The sequence below is a fragment of the Corynebacterium mucifaciens genome, from assembly GCF_012396315.1.
Taxonomy (GTDB): Bacteria; Actinomycetota; Actinomycetes; order Mycobacteriales; family Mycobacteriaceae; genus Corynebacterium; species Corynebacterium mucifaciens.
The window spans coordinates 209,498-225,522 of record NZ_JAAXPF010000002.1; the positions used below are offsets into that span (position 1 = coordinate 209,498).

At 64.1% G+C, this 16,025-nt stretch carries 15 protein-coding genes and 1 pseudogene; 11 read left to right on the forward strand and 5 right to left on the reverse strand.

Annotated features, from left to right (window positions below; genetic code table 11):
• Positions 1 to 9 precede the first annotated feature (9 nt).
• The 3 genes from HF989_RS03005 to HF989_RS03015 form a co-directional block, all read right to left on the reverse strand.
• On the reverse strand, positions 10 to 759 hold the full coding sequence (locus HF989_RS03005; protein WP_084768201.1) for an ABC transporter ATP-binding protein: 750 nt from the start codon (positions 757 to 759) through the stop codon (positions 10 to 12).
• 15 nt (positions 760 to 774) lie between these two features.
• Positions 775 to 1,338, reverse strand: a complete 564-nt coding sequence (locus HF989_RS03010) for a hypothetical protein (protein WP_144242427.1) — start codon at positions 1,336 to 1,338, stop codon at positions 775 to 777.
• A gap of 340 nt (positions 1,339 to 1,678) precedes the next feature.
• A complete protein-coding gene (locus tag HF989_RS03015; protein WP_144242426.1) occupies positions 1,679 to 1,864 on the reverse strand; it encodes a hypothetical protein in 186 nt (61 codons plus the stop codon).
• Between the two features lie 71 nt (positions 1,865 to 1,935).
• Here HF989_RS03015 and pdxS point away from each other — a divergent pair, with 71 nt between their 5' ends.
• Positions 1,936 to 2,811, forward strand: coding sequence for a pyridoxal 5'-phosphate synthase lyase subunit PdxS (gene pdxS, locus HF989_RS03020; protein ID WP_168683859.1), 876 nt, complete (start codon positions 1,936 to 1,938; stop codon positions 2,809 to 2,811).
• A gap of 74 nt (positions 2,812 to 2,885) precedes the next feature.
• Here pdxS and HF989_RS03025 read toward each other — a convergent pair.
• A pseudogene (locus HF989_RS03025) lies at positions 2,886 to 4,365 on the reverse strand (peptide MFS transporter).
• A gap of 120 nt (positions 4,366 to 4,485) precedes the next feature.
• On the opposite strand from HF989_RS03025, the gene dop reads away from it, so the two are divergent.
• Genes dop through HF989_RS03065 form a run of 8 tightly spaced genes read left to right on the forward strand, consistent with a single transcriptional unit; the run spans position 4,486 to position 13,579 of the window.
• The gene (gene dop / locus HF989_RS03030) at positions 4,486 to 5,985 is read left to right on the forward strand and encodes a depupylase/deamidase Dop (RefSeq protein ID WP_168683860.1); all 1,500 of its coding nucleotides are present in this window, start codon (positions 4,486 to 4,488) and stop codon (positions 5,983 to 5,985) included.
• 10 nt (positions 5,986 to 5,995) lie between these two features.
• Positions 5,996 to 6,178: a ubiquitin-like protein Pup gene (locus HF989_RS03035; protein WP_168683861.1), complete on the forward strand. Its 183-nt coding sequence runs from the start codon at positions 5,996 to 5,998 to the stop codon at positions 6,176 to 6,178.
• A 28-nt stretch (positions 6,179 to 6,206) separates the two neighbouring features.
• Positions 6,207 to 7,565 carry a Pup--protein ligase gene (pafA, locus tag HF989_RS03040; RefSeq protein ID WP_168683862.1) on the forward strand — a complete coding sequence of 453 codons (1,359 nt, stop codon included), beginning with the start codon at positions 6,207 to 6,209 and terminating at the stop codon, positions 7,563 to 7,565.
• 6 nt (positions 7,566 to 7,571) lie between these two features.
• Positions 7,572 to 8,534 (forward strand): WYL domain-containing protein, encoded by a 963-nt coding sequence (locus HF989_RS10875; protein ID WP_168683863.1) that lies wholly within the window; start codon positions 7,572 to 7,574, stop codon positions 8,532 to 8,534.
• Entirely contained in the window at positions 8,534 to 9,502 is a 969-nt protein-coding gene (locus tag HF989_RS03050; RefSeq protein ID WP_168683864.1) for a helix-turn-helix transcriptional regulator, read from the forward strand. The genes HF989_RS10875 and HF989_RS03050 overlap by 1 nt, the downstream gene beginning before the upstream one ends.
• 34 nt (positions 9,503 to 9,536) lie before the next feature.
• A complete protein-coding gene (gene tatA / locus HF989_RS03055) occupies positions 9,537 to 9,800 on the forward strand; it encodes a Sec-independent protein translocase subunit TatA (RefSeq protein WP_168683865.1) in 264 nt (87 codons plus the stop codon).
• Between the two features lie 9 nt (positions 9,801 to 9,809).
• Positions 9,810 to 10,811 carry a twin-arginine translocase subunit TatC gene (tatC, locus tag HF989_RS03060; RefSeq protein ID WP_246233767.1) on the forward strand — a complete coding sequence of 334 codons (1,002 nt, stop codon included), beginning with the start codon at positions 9,810 to 9,812 and terminating at the stop codon, positions 10,809 to 10,811.
• 5 nt (positions 10,812 to 10,816) lie between these two features.
• Entirely contained in the window at positions 10,817 to 13,579 is a 2,763-nt protein-coding gene (locus tag HF989_RS03065) for a DEAD/DEAH box helicase (RefSeq protein WP_168683866.1), read from the forward strand.
• Here the strand turns inward: HF989_RS03065 and HF989_RS03070 are convergent, their stop codons facing one another.
• Entirely contained in the window at positions 13,580 to 14,146 is a 567-nt protein-coding gene (locus HF989_RS03070) for a trypsin-like peptidase domain-containing protein (protein ID WP_168683867.1), read from the reverse strand. It abuts the gene before it with no gap.
• 32 nt (positions 14,147 to 14,178) lie between these two features.
• On the opposite strand from HF989_RS03070, the gene HF989_RS03075 reads away from it, so the two are divergent.
• Together HF989_RS03075 and HF989_RS03080 are read left to right on the forward strand one after the other, a co-directional pair.
• Positions 14,179 to 15,285, forward strand: coding sequence for a M24 family metallopeptidase (locus tag HF989_RS03075; RefSeq protein WP_168683868.1), 1,107 nt, complete (start codon positions 14,179 to 14,181; stop codon positions 15,283 to 15,285).
• Entirely contained in the window at positions 15,278 to 16,006 is a 729-nt protein-coding gene (locus HF989_RS03080; protein ID WP_168683869.1) for an SDR family oxidoreductase, read from the forward strand. The genes HF989_RS03075 and HF989_RS03080 overlap by 8 nt, the downstream gene beginning before the upstream one ends.
• The last annotated feature ends 19 nt before the right edge of the window (positions 16,007 to 16,025 follow it).

Here is a 16,025-nt window from a genome sequence, read left to right on the forward strand (position 1 = left end):
AAGCCTTGATTAATTTCTCGAAGCCACGTAGGCGAGGGCGCGTTCCAGGTTATCGGTTGACACCGAGGAAAAATTTTCTGTCGAAACGTCTCTTAGTCGATCCCATGCTCCCTCGTACGCGACGCGACCGTTGTGGAGTGCAACCACGCTGTCGGCCACATGCTCGAGATCATCCTGCAGATGCGTGGAAAGAATTATTGTTGCGCTATCTTTGAGGCGCTTAAGGAGACGCCGCACCTCAATCCTGGCTTGCGGATCAAGACCCGCAGTAGGTTCATCCAAAAATAGAATGTCCGGCGAATGGATCAGAGCGGCTGCAATTCCAACACGTCGAGTTTGTCCTCCAGAAAGATTGCTAACTCTGGAATTCTCAATTTCGGGCAGCTCGACCAAATCTAAAACTTCCGGGATTCGCCGCAGATAGGCTTGTCTATCGAGACCTGCAACCCATCCTGCATATGCAAGGGCGTCTCGACATGTCATTGTCGAGGCGAAATGTACATCTTGGGGAACGTAACCGATGCGACGCCGATAATTAACTAACGCTCTTCCTGTGATCTCAGAGCCATTGACGGAAAACCCGCCTCGCGTCGGTTTTTCAATTGTGCATAGGAGACGGATCAACGTCGACTTTCCGCTGCCGTTTCCGCCTATCAGCGCTGAAAGGCCGGGCGAGAACGTCACCGAAACGTCTTTGACCGCTTCCGTGGTGCCGGTGCGGGACCTGAAAGTCTTGCTCAGCGAGTTGGTGCGAATCAAGGAGCTTCCTTCCGATTAGCGACACGCCCCAGAGTTATCTCCACGCAACGAGTTTCCTGTGTTACTCGCCACCCGGCCGTAATAATTACCGGCCCCCTGGCATGCACCAAAAGCTCGAACTATTTGGTTATTCACGCCCGTCACAGAACCAATGATTGGATCCGGCCTAAAAGAAAGATCTTTGCGGAGCTCTACAGAAAAAGCAGTATTGTTTGGACAGTTTTGCCTTCCGCCTTGGATGCCCAGCCAATTCTTGGATTGGTCCCAACCGATATCCCAAACAACAAGACGGCAAGTTCCCGGCGCCCCAGTTTCCCGGAAAGCATACGGGGTAAATCCCGCGCCGTTTTTATCTTGCGCGACCCCCTCGTCATCGCGCGAATCGTCGGCCAGCCACGCCTTGGGTGCTTCAGACCATTGATATGGCACTGTCGGTGCGCCATCGCTGGGGGATGCGTCCGAAATGGGCGAGAGGGAGATTGCACTCGTTAGAGTCGCTGCTAGTCCGGCGAGAATGCGCCACTTCGTCGTCTTCAAGTTCTTTACTCCTTTGAGGCCTTTGTCGATGAGGTGGTCCATTTGATTCACCCCTGAAACATAGATGATAGCACAGGTCACCGCTAGCAGGCACTACTTTCACTTGTCCTGATCTGTTAACTCAGCCATGTAGCCTATTCAGGCTATGCTTAATAACCAGTTGCGTTAAATAGGAACCGAGACCGAGTACGACATTATTTGTCCGGATAGCCCGAAGTTCAGCCCACCGGTTATCTCAACGCACGCGGTGGCCGACATCGTAGCGCTGCGCCCCCAGGCGCGAACACGTAGAAGCAGCGCCATGAAAGGATGCCCGCGGCTTCGCGCCAGGCCTTACGCCATGCCGCCGGTTTGATCGTGCCGGCGCTGCCGGGGGAGGGCTTCACGAGATGCGGGTGCGGGAAACCTTGTGCGAAATGCGGGGTGCACCACCGCTATCGGACGCAGGTGCCACCGTAAGCTCGGGATGGATCCGAGTCGGTGCGCCCTGCCGGGAGAGGAGGTAACCCTCGCCCTCGAGATGGTCGTACGCCGCGACCACGGAGCCGCGGGAGATTTGCAGCAGCATCAACTGGTCCAAAGAAATTGCATGAAACTGGCACTTGGAATCTACCAGTTGGAGGGTGCAAACTCGACAGCATGTCTAAAGCACAGGAACTAAACCAGCAATTCATCGGCGGCGTGATCATGGACGTGGTCACGCCCGAACAGGCCAAGATCGCCGAGGACGCAGGCGCATCCGCCGTCATGGCGCTCGAGCGCGTGCCTGCCGATATCCGCGCCCAGGGTGGCGTGGCCCGCATGTCGGATCCGGACCTCATCGAGGGCATCATCGAGGCCGTCGACATCCCGGTCATGGCCAAGGCCCGCATCGGCCACATCGTGGAGGCGAAGATCCTCGAGCACCTGGGCGTGGACTACATCGACGAATCCGAGGTGCTCAGCCCAGCCGACTACGTCAACCACATCGACAAGCGCGGCTTCTCGGTGCCGTTCGTGTGCGGCGCGACCAACCTCGGTGAGGCGCTGCGCCGCATCAACGAGGGCGCGTCCATGATCCGCTCCAAGGGCGAGGCCGGCACCGGCGACGTGTCCGAGGCCACCAAGCACATCCGCAAGATCACCAGCGAAATCGCGGGCCTGCAGGCGATTTGGGCCAACAACCGCGATGAGCTCTACGTCGCCGCCAAGGAGCTCCAAGCGCCGTACGAGCTGGTGGCCCAGGTGGCAGAAAACGGCAAGCTGCCGGTTCCCCTGCTGGTCGCGGGTGGTGTTTCTACCCCGGCGGACGCCGCGTTCATGATGGAGCTCGGCGCGGACGGCGTGTTCGTCGGCTCCGGCATTTTCAAGTCCGGCAACCCCGAGGCCCGCGCGAAGGCCGTGGTAAAGGCGACGAGGAACTGGAACGACATCGCGGTGGTCACCGAGGCCTCCCGCGGCCTGGGCGAGGCGATGGTGGGCATCAACGTGGCTGACCTGCCAGCGCCGCACCGCCTGGCAGAGCGTGGCTGGTAACAGGCAGTAGAAACGGGAAGGCCCACTATCTTGCGGATAGTGGGCCTTTGCGTTGCAGAGGTGGGCTTCGCCGGTTAGCGAATGTCGGCGAACTTGCGCACCACCCAGCGGCGGATGGCGATGAGGAACACGCCAAGCACGATCGTGATCGCGGAAAGGGTGAGGAAGAAGGTGCGCTCGGCGGCCGCGTCGTCCGGGTTGTACAGGGAGCCCAGCACGCCGGACAGTGCGGTGCCCATGGACACCGACATCAGCCAGACCGCGAACAGCCGGGACTTGAACGCCTGTGGGGCGACCTTGGTGGCCAGCGAGTTGCCCACGGGGGACAAAAACAGCTCGCCGATGGTGAACAGGAACAAGATCACCACGAGCACTACAAGGGGAGTTGACTGCTCGCCCTTGCCCACGTACGGCAGGAAGATAAACAAGGACAGGCCGATGATGATGTTGGCGACGCCGAACTTGGTGGCGGAGGCCCACTGGCGCTCGCCGAGCTTGGTCCACGCGGCGGCAAACAGCGGCGCGAAGATGATGATGAACGCGGGGTTGAAGGACTGCACCTGCGCCGGCTCGAGCACCCACTTGAACAGGCTGAGGTCCGCGCGCTGGTCGGCGTAGACCGCGACCACGGTGAACTGCGACTGGAAGATGGCAAAGAACGCCACCGAGCCGACGAGGAGGGGGATGTAGCCGGTGAGGCGGGATTTCTCTGCGTCAGTGACCTCGTGGCGTACATCTCGCGCAGCAGCACCACTGTCGCCACCAGGGCAACCGCGAAGACGACCCAGGAGAGCCAATCCAGCGGCAGAATGCCGGTAGTCAGCAAACCGACCAGCAGGAGCGCGATTGCGGCGACGCCCAGCCCCCACTTTGCCCATTCGGAGCGCGGCAAGGGGTTGGGGACCTCAGAGCCGGCGGCACCGATGGTGGATTTGCGCATCACGGTGTACTGCACCAGACCAAAGGCCATGCCGATGGCTGCAAGGCCGAAGCCCCAGTGGAAGCCGGCCATGCCCCACACCCAGCCGGTGATCGCGGGACCGAACAGGCCGCCGATGTTGACCGCCATGTAGAAGATGGAAAAGCCCGCGTCGCGGCGCGGGTCCTCGCGGCTGTAGAGATCCCCCAGCACCACCTGGGACGCCGTCTTCACGCCGCCGGAGCCGATGCCGACGCAGACCAGTCCGATGGCGAGGCCGACGGCGCCTGGAACCAAGGCGAGCATGACGTGGCCGATCATGACCAAAATCGCGGAGTAGTACAGGGTGCGTTCAGGGCCGAGAAGTCGGTCGCCGACGAACGACGCCACCAGCGCCATCATGTAGACGAAACCGCCGTAGGCGCCGACGATGCTCAAGGCGGTGGCCGGTCGATGCCGAGCCCGCCATCGGTTGTGGCGTAGTACATGTAAAACGCCAGCAGCGCCTGCATGCCGTAGAAGCTGAATCGCTCCCACAGCTCGATGCCGAAGAGGTTGGCCAGGCCCCATGGTTGTCCGAAAAATGTGCGCTCGGTCCGCGGGGTGTCCGCACCGGGCTGGGTTTGTGTAGATATAAATAAATAAAATACGACCCACCGTATTAACGGCCAAATACCTCGCGGCAGCGATTCTGCGCGGGTTTCTCGAAAAACACTGCGAAATTCCCGCAGCAACCGCCTGTACGCTCGGCACCCATGACGCGCTACATGGGAACCGAGACCGAGTACGGCATCACCTGCCCGGATAACCCGCAGATCAGCCCGCTGGTCACCTCAACGCACGCGGTGGTCGCCTACGCGGCGCTGCGGACCCAGGCACGCACACGCTGGGACTACGCAGAAGAGGCGCCGCTGAAAGACGCCCGCGGCTTCGACCTGCAGCGCTACCGTAGCGTGCCGGTGGTGGACGCGAACGCCATCGGCGTGGCCAACGTGGTCACCACCAACGGCGCGCGCTACTACGTCGACCACGGACACCCGGAGTACTCCAGCCCGGAGTGCTCGAATGCCTTCGACGCCATGGTTTACGACGCAGCCGGCGACATCATTCTCAACGACGCCGCAACGTGCATTCGCCAGCTCTGGGAGCAGCAGGTGTCCGTGCTGGCCAAGCACGAGCCGTGCCCGCCGCTGAAGTTCTACAAGAACAACGTCGATGGCAAGGGCCGCTCCTACGGCAGCCACGAGAACTACCTGTATTCGCGCCACACCAACTTTGAAAACCTCACCCAGGCGCTCATCCCGTTCTTTGTCACCCGCCAGGTCATCATCGGCGCGGGTCGAGTGGGCATCGGTCAGGAATCGGAGCGGCCCGGCTTCCAGATCTCCCAGCGCGCGGACTACTTCGAGCAGGAGGTATCGCTGGAGACCACGCTCAACCGCGGGATTGTCAACACCCGCGACGAGCCGCACGCGCCGGAGGAGGACTTCCGCCGCCTCCACGTCATCGTGGGGGATGCGAACATGAGCCAGTACTCCAACTTCCTCAAACTCGGCATGACCTCGCTCGTGCTCGACGCGATCGAGGCCGGCGTGGACTTCACCGACCTCCGCCTGCAAAACCCCGTCGAGGAGATCAAGGCCGTCAGCCACGACCCCTCGCTCCAGCATGAGCTCACGCTTCTCGACGGCCGCAGGTTGACCGCGATTTCGGTCTTGCGCGAATATAGGAAGCGCTGTGAGGGGCGAAGCAACGTCGATACGCAAGTGCTGGAGATGTGGGGCGAGATCCTCGACGATCTCGAGCGCGACCCGCTTTCCACCGCAGACCGGCTGGACTGGACCGCGAAATGGGCGCTGGTGCGCCGATTCGAGGCGCGCGGCGCCACGCAGGCGAAGCTGCAAGCCATCGACCTGCAGTACGCGGACATCGACCCACAGGTGTCCCTCTACCATGCGCTTGTGCGAAAGGGGGCGATGAAATGCATGGTCTCCGCAGAGGAAATTGCGCGCGCCGCAGTGCACCCGCCGGAGGACACCCGCGCGTACTTCCGCGGCCGGGCTGGGGAGAAGTTCGCGGCGGACCTGACCGCGTCCAGTTGGCAGTCCATGCTGTTCACCGTGGACGGGGAGCTGTACCGGGTGCCGCTCGACCTCGTGGGCGCGCATACAAAGCAACAGGTGGGCCAGCTGATCGACAGCGCCGAAACAACCGAAGCGCTGCTTTCTGGCTTGGGGCTGACCCCGGAGCGGTAGTGTTGCGGCTATGGCTACCCAACAGACACACGCCTCGGGCAACGGAGGCGATGACCACAACGAGGACTTCGAGGCCGGCCAGGCGCAGATCAACACCGCGGGCACGGACGGCCTGCTCGACGAGATCGATGCGCTGTTGGCGAGTAATTCCGAGGAGTTTGTGAAGTCCTTCGTGCAGAAGGGCGGGCAGTAAGCTGGCCACCGGCTACCCGCGCCGCATCATGGGCGTGGAAACGGAGTTCGGCGTCGCTGCGTACGACGGCGCGAGTCAAGTACTGACCCCCGAGGAGGTGGCCCGCTACCTCTTCCGTCCGGTTGTAGCGGCTCACCGCAGCTCAAACGTGTTCACCGAAAACGCCTCGCGTCTGTACCTGGACGTGGGGTCGCACCCGGAATATGCGACTGCGGAATGCGACTCGCTAAGCCAGCTGCTGGCGTACGACAAAGCGGGGGAGCGGATCTTCCACCGTCTGTCGCAGCAGTGCGACGAGGCGTTGCGCGCGGACGGGTTTAATGGTTCCACGTACCTGTTCAAGAACAACGTGGATTCGCGCGGCAACTCCTACGGCGCGCACGAGAACTACCTGGTCAGCCGCGAACTCGCGCTGAAATCCTTCGGCGAACAGCTGCTGCCGTTTTTGATCACCCGCCAGCTCATCTGCGGGGCCGGCAAGATCGCGGCCGGCCGCTTCGTCATCTCGCAGCGCGCGGACCAGGTGTGGGAGGGAGTCTCGTCCGCCACGACCCGCACCCGGCCGATCATCAACACCCGCGACGAGCCGCACGCGGATTCCCACCGCTTCCGCAGGATGCACGTCATCGTGGGCGATTCGAACATGTCCGAGCCGACGTTCGCCCTGAAGGTCGGGTCCATGCTGCTAGTCATCGAGATGCTCGAAGCAGGGTTCGACCTGCCGGAGATGGAGCTTGCGGACCCGATCTCGCACATCCGCGACATCGCCGCAGACCCGACAGGAGCCACAGAGCTTACCCTCGCGGCTGGCGGCACCATCACCGCGCTGGAGGTGCAGCAGCGGACCCTGGAGACCGCGAAGCGGTGGCTGGCGCAGCGGCCCGACGAGGGCACCCCCAACGAGGAGATGGCTCGGATCGTCGACCTGTGGGAACGCGTGCTCGAAGCCATCGCCACCCAGGACTTCTCCGGCGTGGACACGGAGATCGACTGGGTGATCAAGCGCAAACTGCTCACCCAGTTCAAAGACCGTCTGGGGTGCGACTGGGACCACCCGAAGCTCGCCCAGATCGACCTGACCTACCACGACATCCACCCACAGCGCGGCCTGTTCTACCTGCTGCAGCACCGGGGGCTCGCCGCTCGCTGGGTCGACGACGCCGCAATCGAGCACGCCGTCACCCACCCGCCCGCGACGACTCGGGCGGCCGTCCGCGGAGCATTCCTCGACGCCGTGCGGGAGGCAGCGCTGTCGCATAACGTTGACTGGGTGCACCTCAAGGTCAACCGGCCCGAGCCCCGCACGGTGGAACTGCCCGACCCGTTTGCCGCGAGCAGCGACACCGCCACCGATCTGATTCGCTGGGTGCAATCACAGAAAGGCTAGGTCGCAGTGGCCAACGACAACGACATGATTGTGCGCCAGGTAGGGCTCACGTTCGCCCTGCTGGCGTCGCCGGAGAAGCGGGATGTGGCGTGGGTGCAGGCGCACGTCGACGGCTACGGCGACCGCACACGCGACGCGGCCACCCACTTGGTGGAACGCGACGTTCGCGAGTTGCGCGACCTCGGTGTGCCGGCGCGCTATCAGGACGGCGAGGTCTGGGTGGTCAAGGACCTGTACGAGCTCCCGCCTGTGGACCTGACCGCCGAGGAAGCGTCCGTGATAGGGCTCGCTGCCGATTTGAGCAAGCCAGGGTCCCTGGGCGAATTCGCTCGCTCCGGGTGGACGAAACTGGCGGCGTCGGGGGCGACCCGCACCATGGACGCCCCGGCGCTGATGTCGGTGTCCAACGATATCTTCCAACTGCGCCCGGACACCCTGCGCGCGATTGTGAAGTGCGTGCAGGCGAAGCAGCGCATCTCCTTCGATTTCGTGCGCGCGCCGGGCAAAGACCCGGAGCGGAGAGTGACGGATCCATGGGGAGTGGTGTCCCTGAACAACCGCGCGTACTTCGTCGGCTACGACATTGATCGCGACGACGTCCGTGTCTTCCGGTTGAAGAAAGTCTCGGGGTTGAAGAAGGTTCGCCACACCGATGCATTTCATGAACGGCAAGGTGACCTGCAGGCTCTCGTCGAGGCCACGCTAGGCGGGGAGCTTGTCGACGCCACCGTGACGGTCGCTGCAGGGACGGGCGAAGCGCTGGCGCAGCGCGGAATGCGCGCGTCGGGGGAGGGCACCGGGAACGACACCGGAAACGACACCGACGTCATCACGGTACGGAACGCGGACCGGGACTGGGCCGTGCGCACGATCGCGAGCCTGGGCGGCAGCGTCGTTCGTGTAGAGCCGGCAGACATCCGTCAGGACGTCGTCAAGCTGCTGCGTACTGCCGTTGAAGGGAGCGAATAATGGCTGTGGATTTTCAGAGGCAGGAGCGGGTCGTGCGCCTGCTCAACCTGCTCGCCTACGCCTCAAACCACCCGGGGCTCACGCCGATGGAAATTGCGCGCGACCTCGGGGCGGACCCGGTGCAGGTGCGCGACGATTTCGAGCTGCTCTTCCTCTCGGGTGTCGGTACTGGGCCGGGGGAGATGATCGACCTGGAGTACTCCTGGAAAGGCGTCGACATCATCGACGACCAGGGGATGACGAAGCCGCTGCGCTTGTCCCCGGCCGAGGCGAGCGCCCTGCTCATCCTGCTGGATTCGCTGCAGACGATGCCCGGGCTTGTGGACACGCGCGCAGTGCGCTCCGCTGCGGCGAAGATCCGCGCGGTGGCCAAGACCCATGCCGTGGGCGACGCGGAGCATTCCGGCGAGGCGGGTGTCGCCGGCACTGTCGCCGAGGCGTTGGCGCAGAAGCGCCAGCTGCGTATCACGTACTACTCCGCGTCCTCCGACACGACGTCGACGCGGCACGTCGAGCCCGCGGGCCTGTTCCACCAGTCTGGCGCCACCTACATGCACGCCACGCAAGACGGGGAGATGAAGACGTTTCGCCTTGACAGGATCCGCAGCGCCGAGCTTCTCGACGCACCTTCGGTCGCCGCAAGCGCCGATTTCGATCCCGCCGACCCGTTCGGCATGGCCGAAAGGGCAGAGGCAGCACTACTGGTGCACCCGGATGCGACCTGGCTGGCGGACTACTGGGACATCGAGCTGCAACCGTCACCAGACCCGCAAGCCCAGACCGACCCCGCGGGTGAGGGCACACACGAGCGGCCGGGTTGGATCCGTGCGACGATGCGTTACGGCAACGAAGACTGGCTGGTCCGCTTTTGCCTGAGTCAAGCAGACCGCGTCCGCCTCGTCGCCCCGCCGAGCGCGGCACGCGAAGTTAAGGCTCGCATTCTCCGCGCAACGCAGGCGCTAGACTAATCTGCGCGTTACACCGTTTTGGAAAGGAACCTCCATGCCGAACATCGGTTGGACCGAACTCATCGTCATTCTCTTTCTTGTGCTGCTGCTGTTCGGCGCTAATAAGCTGCCGGATCTCGCACGGTCGATGGGCCGCTCCGCACGCATCTTCAAGTCTGAGGTGAAGGAAATGCGCGAGGAGGATGAGGCTGGCACCGCCACCCAGCAGCGACAGATCGAATCTGCGCCCGCGCAGGAGACCCGCAGCGCGACCCAGGAGGCGGACTTCTGGGATCGCCCGGAGAACCAGCCGCGCTAATTCTGCCTGATGGCACGCACGAAGAAACCGAAAAGGCCCAAAAATCCGACCGGCGAAATGACGCTGGTGGAGCACCTACAAGAGCTCCGGCACCGGGTGATCGTCTCGCTCGCCGCCATCGTTGTGGGCACGATTATCGGGTTCATCTGGTACCAAACCGCCCCACCGCGCATGCTGCCGCTGGGCGAGATTATCCGTGGTCCGTACTGCAATCTGCCTCCTGAACTGCGGGCGGACTTCACTGGCGACGGCGAGTGTCGCCTGCTTGCCACCAGCCCGTTTGAGATGTTCATGCTGCGCCTGAAAGTCGGCGCACTGGCCGGTCTCGTGTTGGCGTCGCCGGTGTGGCTGACCCAGATTTGGAACTTCATCACCCCCGGCCTGCACAAGAGTGAGCGGCGCTACACCTTCAGCTTCGTCGCCATCGCCGTAGCTCTTTTCGTCGCCGGCGCGTTGCTGGCGTACTTCGTGCTGGATAAGGGCCTGTACGTGCTCATGTCCATCGGCTCGGAGTTCCAGGTAGCAGCCCTAACAGGTGGGGAGTACTACAACTTTCTGCTCTCCCTCATCGTCATCTTCGGCGTGAGTTTTGAGCTGCCGTTGATCATTGTCATGCTCAACCTGGTGGGCATTTTGCGCTACGAGCACGTCAAGGACAAGCGCCGGCTGATCATCGTCCTCATCTTCGTGTTCGCCGCCATCATGACGCCCGGCCAGGATCCGTTCTCGATGGTCGCGCTGGCACTGTCCATCACTGTGCTGGTGGAAATGGCGTTCCAGTTCTGTCGCTGGAACGACCGGAAGCGCAACCGGGAGCGCCCGGACTGGATGGACCTCAGCGACGACGAAGCATCCGGCCCGATCGAGGCGCCGACGCCGATCGGTAAGGCCAGCCGCGTGAGCGTGCAGCCGGAGGCTCGCCCGGCACCGAAGCAACCGGCCCCGGAGCGCCCGCACGCGCCCTCCCAACGGGGCTACGCGGACGGGACGGATTTCGGCGACGTACTCTAGGGGGCATGCTTTCCCCCGAACCTGGTACTTCCTTCCTGCGGGAATTCGCCGACGCCAAGCCGTTTGCCCTCGACGATTTCCAGCTCCAAGCCTGCCGGGCGGTGGAGCAGGACCGCGGGGTGCTCGTGTGCGCGCCCACCGGCTCGGGCAAGACCATCGTCGGTGAGTTTGCCGTCGCGCTTGCGCTGCACCGCGGCACGAAATGCTTCTACACCACGCCCATTAAGGCGCTGAGCAATCAGAAATACCACGACCTTGTCGCGCAACACGGTGAAGATGCGGTGGGCCTGCTCACCGGCGACACCAGCATCAATGGGTCCGCCGACATCGTGGTGATGACGACAGAGGTACTGCGCAACATGCTCTACGCCGAGTCGCCACAGCTGGATCGCCTCACCCATGTCGTGATGGACGAGATCCACTACTTGGCCGACCGAGACCGAGGCGCGGTGTGGGAAGAAATCATTTTGAACCTGGATGACTCGGTAAGCCTGATCGGCCTGTCCGCAACGGTGTCCAACTCCGAGGAATTCGGCGAGTGGCTCGATGCCGTCCGCGGCGATACGGAAGTCGTCGTTTCCGAGCACCGGCCAGTGCCGCTCTCCCAGTACATGATGGTCGGACGCAAAATGTTCCCGCTTTTCGAACCGGGCACCGACGACCGGGTCAACCGCAGCTTGGAACATGCGATCGAGCGCATCGAAACAGGCGCCTCGGACGAAGGCCGCCGCGACTACGAGGAGGGGAGGGGCTTTCGCGCCCGCTCGCACAGCGGCCGTGTGCGCGGCCAGGACAAGGTGCGCCCTGTGGGGAGACCAGAGGTCGTCTCCGCGCTGCAGGGGCAGGACATGCTTCCCGCCATCGTGTTCATCTTCTCCCGAGCGGGGTGCGACGGCGCGCTGTTTCAGTGCTTACGGTCCCGCAAAGAGCTGACAACGCCCGAGGAGCGCGCTGAGATCCTGCAGATCATCGACGAGGGCGTGGAGGGCATCCCCGAAGAAGATCTTGAGGTGCTGAACTTCCGCCAGCTGCGCACCGCGTGGACCCGCGGCTTCGCGTCGCACCACGCCGGCTTGCTTCCGGCGTTCAAGCACATCGTGGAGCAGCTCTTCGTCCGCGGCTTGGTCAAGGTAGTGTTCGCCACCGAGACCCTCGCGCTCGGCATCAACATGCCGGCGCGCACCGTCGTGCTGGAAAAGATGGTCAAGTTCAACGGCGAGGCCCATGTGGACCTCACGCCCGGGCAGTACACCCAGCTCACTGGCCGTGCGGGCCGCCGCGGCATCGACCACATCGGTAACGCAGTTGTGCAGTGGGCGCCGGCAATGGACCCGCACCAGGTAGCGGGGCTAGCCTCCACCCGCACGTATCCGCTGATCTCCCAGTTCCAGCCCGGTTACAACATGGCCATCAATATGCTGGCGATGAACGGCTACGAAGATTCCATCCGCCTGATCGAGCAATCGTTCGCCCAGTTTCAAACCGACCGCTCCGTGGTGGGTGAAGTGCGCGACATTGAACGGCTGCAGCAGAAGGTGCGGACGCTGCGGGCCAAGCTGGATAGCGACATTTCCGCCTTCGCCCCGCCAAGCGACGACGCTGCCGCCGAACTGGTGGAGTACTCCAACTTGCGCAGGGACCTGTCGGAGGAGGAAAAGAAGGCCCGGCGCGACCACCTGGACAGCCGGCAGACGGAAACGGTCAAGATTCTCGGTTCCCTGCAGGTCGGGCAGGTCATCGCGCTGCCCGGCAAACGCAAGCCCGAACTCGCTGCCGTGGTGGAAGCCGCCCATAAAGCGAACGATCCGCGGCCGTGGGTAACCACCGAGCGCGGCTGGTCCGGCCGCATCGACGCGTCGTCCTTTAAGAACCCGCCTTTGGTTGTGGGCCGGGTGAAGGTTCCCCGCCACATGCAGGACCAGCCGCGGCGGCATGCCCGCAAGGTTGCGGACCTTCTGCACCGCGGGCACTTCAACGCCCCGAAACGACTCCGGGAACAGTCCCGGGTGCGGCCAAACAAGCAGATCATGGCGCTGCGCGAGGCAATCCGCAACCACCCGGTGCACGCCTGGCCCGCGGCCGACCGCGAAGTTCTTGCGCGCACCGCCGAGGCGATCGTGCGGGAAGAACGCAGACTGGCCACGTTGGAGCGCCGTGTGGACACCTCCACAGACTCGCTGGGTCGCACCTTCGAGCGCATCATCGGGTTGCTCACGGAGATGGATTACGTTGAGCTTATCGACGGCGAACCGCAGGTCACCGACGAGGGCGAGCGCCTGTCGCGGATTCACAACGTCTCGGACCTCCTCGTTGCACAGTGCCTGAAGCGGGGGATCTGGGATGGGTTAGACCCGGCAGAGCTCGCCGGCGTCGCGTCCATGGTGGTGTTTGAAAACCGCCGCGCTACAGGCGGAAACCCAGAGGCAGCGACCGACGCCATGGCGGATGCGATGCAGGAGACGATGCGGGTCTACGGTGAGCTGGTGTCGGACGAGCAGCGCCACGGCCTGCCAGCAACCCGCCTGCCGGATCCCGGATTTTGCTTGTCCATCCACCAGTGGACCGCAGGCGCGCCTCTGGGATATTCGCTCGCCGCGGCCGCCGAATCCGGGGCGGAATTGACCCCGGGCGATTTCGTGCGCTGGTGCCGCCAGGTGATCGATGTGCTAGAGCAGATCAAGAAAACCGGTTACTCGGACGAGATCCGGGACAACGCCAACCGCGCGGTGGACGCGATCCGCCGCGGTGTCGTGGCCATCGGGAATTAATCAGAGCGCCCGGAGCGCATCTGCTAGGCCCACGGGCCACAGTGCAACCGTGGCGAGACGGAGGTTTACCCCAAGCGGGTCGAGGATGAGTGATTGCACCCCAACCACCTTCCCATCCGCCATTACCGGCCCGCCCGAATCACCCTTCACTGCCGGCGGGTTAGCAACGACCAGGCCTGCAGGGCTCACTGTGGTTGCCCGATTTCGCGACCACGCCGCCGGCAGCGTGCCGAGGTACACACCTGGCCGCGTCTGAACGTGCTGGGCCTTCCCGCCGAAACCGAGGGTGAGCGTTCGCGCAAGTGGTCGCGGCCTCGGCCCGAGGGGCAGCGCAGGCGCATCCGCGGGCTGGGACAGGCGCACGAGAGCGATATCGGTGCCGCGCATGACGTGCACGTGAGCGGGGTTGTACGCGGAGCCGTCGATACGCACGCGCACACCTGCCCACCCGCGCCGCGCAAGAAAGTGCGCGCACGTGAGCACGATGTCCGGGGCGATGAGCGCACCAGAGCAGTAGCCGCCTGGCGCGGTGAGGTGGGCGACGGAGCGGTGGAGGTCGGACGTCACGGGGGAGATGGTAGCGATTTATCATTGCGGCCATGACTGCTTTTGACCCTGATGTGTACAGCGGACGCCGTAACCGGGCCGCCCGGCTCCTGCAGGACAGGGGGCTGGGTGGGCTCGTCATCGGTACCGGCGCGGAGTTTGCGTTCCTCACCGGTTCTTGGGCGTCGTCCCATGAACGCCTTACTGCGCTGGTCATTGCACCAGGCGGGGCCGCCGTGGTGGCACCGGTGACGGATATTCAGTCGCTGGGCTTAGAGGGCGCGGCAGACGTGGAGGTCCTCGGGTGGCGCGACGGCGACAACCCGTACCAGCTTGTCGCGGAACGGCTCGGCGAGGGGACCATCGGGGTGGGGTCCTCCCTGACCGCCGACCATGTCTTCGGGCTGCAGGAGCTACTGCCGCGGACGGAATTGGCGTCGGATGCGGTGGCGGAGCTTTTCATGGTCAAAAACGCCGATGAGATCGCGCAGCTCGAGCGAGCTGGAGCGGCGATTGACCGCGTGCACGAGCGCGCCGCCGAGCTCCTGCGGCCCGGGCGCACCGAGCGCGACGTCGCCGAGGAGCTCCACCAGCTCATCTTGGAGGAGCACGACACGGTCGAGTTTGTCATCGTCGGCTCCGGCCCGAACGGCTCCAACCCGCACCACGACTTCTCCGACCGCGTGCTGGAGCCAGGGGACCCGGTAGTGGTGGACCTAGGCGGGGCGCTGCCATCCGGCTACCAGTCCGACTGCACGCGCACCCACGTGGTGGGCGAGCCCGCCCAGGCGCCCAAGGAGTTTCTCCAGGCCTACGAGGTCTTGGAGCAGGCCTTCCAGGCGGCGTGCAACGCGGCCCGCCCAGGCATGACCGCGGGCGAGCTCGACGCGGTGGCACGCAACGTGATCGAGCAGGGGGGTTACGGGGAATTCTTCACGCACCGTCTCGGCCACGGCATTGGCCTGTCCGGGCACGAACAGCCCTTCATCATCGCAGGCAGCGACGTTGAGTTGCGAGAAGGGATAGTGTTTTCCATTGAGCCGGGAATCTACAAACCCGGACAGTGGGGGATGCGCATCGAAGACATCGTGCGGATGACCGCGGACGGGGTGGTCACGCTCAACCGCACCCGGCGCACACTGGGTGGCGGCGATGCGTAACGGCGCAGGCTCCGTTCTGCTGCTTGGCGCGCGCAGCGATATCGGAGGGGAGATCGCCCAGCGCGTATGCGCGGGCAGGGAAGTGGTGCTCGCGGCGCGAGGACGTCGAGGGCTGGCGGATATCGAACAGCGTCTGCTTGACGCGGGCGCTACCGCCGTCCGCGCGGTGGACTTCGATGCCGCTGACCTCGAATCGCACCGCACAATCGTGCGCGAGGCGGGTGAGGTGACCACCGCGATCGTGGCGTTCGGCATCCTCGGCGACCACAATCGTGCCGAGCACGACGAGGCGGAGGCCGCACGAATCGCCACCGTCGATTACCTCGCGCAGGTGAGCATGCTGACCGTGCTCGCAGATGAAATGCCGGCGGGGGAGATCTACGCGTTTTCTTCCATCGCGGGGTGGCGGGCACGGCGGGCGAACTACGTCTACGGGTCGACGAAGGCCGGTCTCGACGCGTTCTGCCAGGGGCTGATGGACCGGTTGCACGGCTCGCCGCTCCGCCTCATCCTGGCACGGCCCGGCTTCGTCATCGGTTCTATGACTGAGGGGATGAAGCCGGCGGTGATGTCTGTGACCCCGGACATAGTCGCCGACGCCGTGGTTACAGCCGCGCGCCGCGGGAGGAGCACGACGGTGTGGATTCCCCGCCGGCTCGCGCTTCTGGCCGCCGTCATGCGGGTAGTGCCGCGGCCCGTGTGGAGGCGCATGCCGAGGTAAGCGCCAGATTAGGTAACCT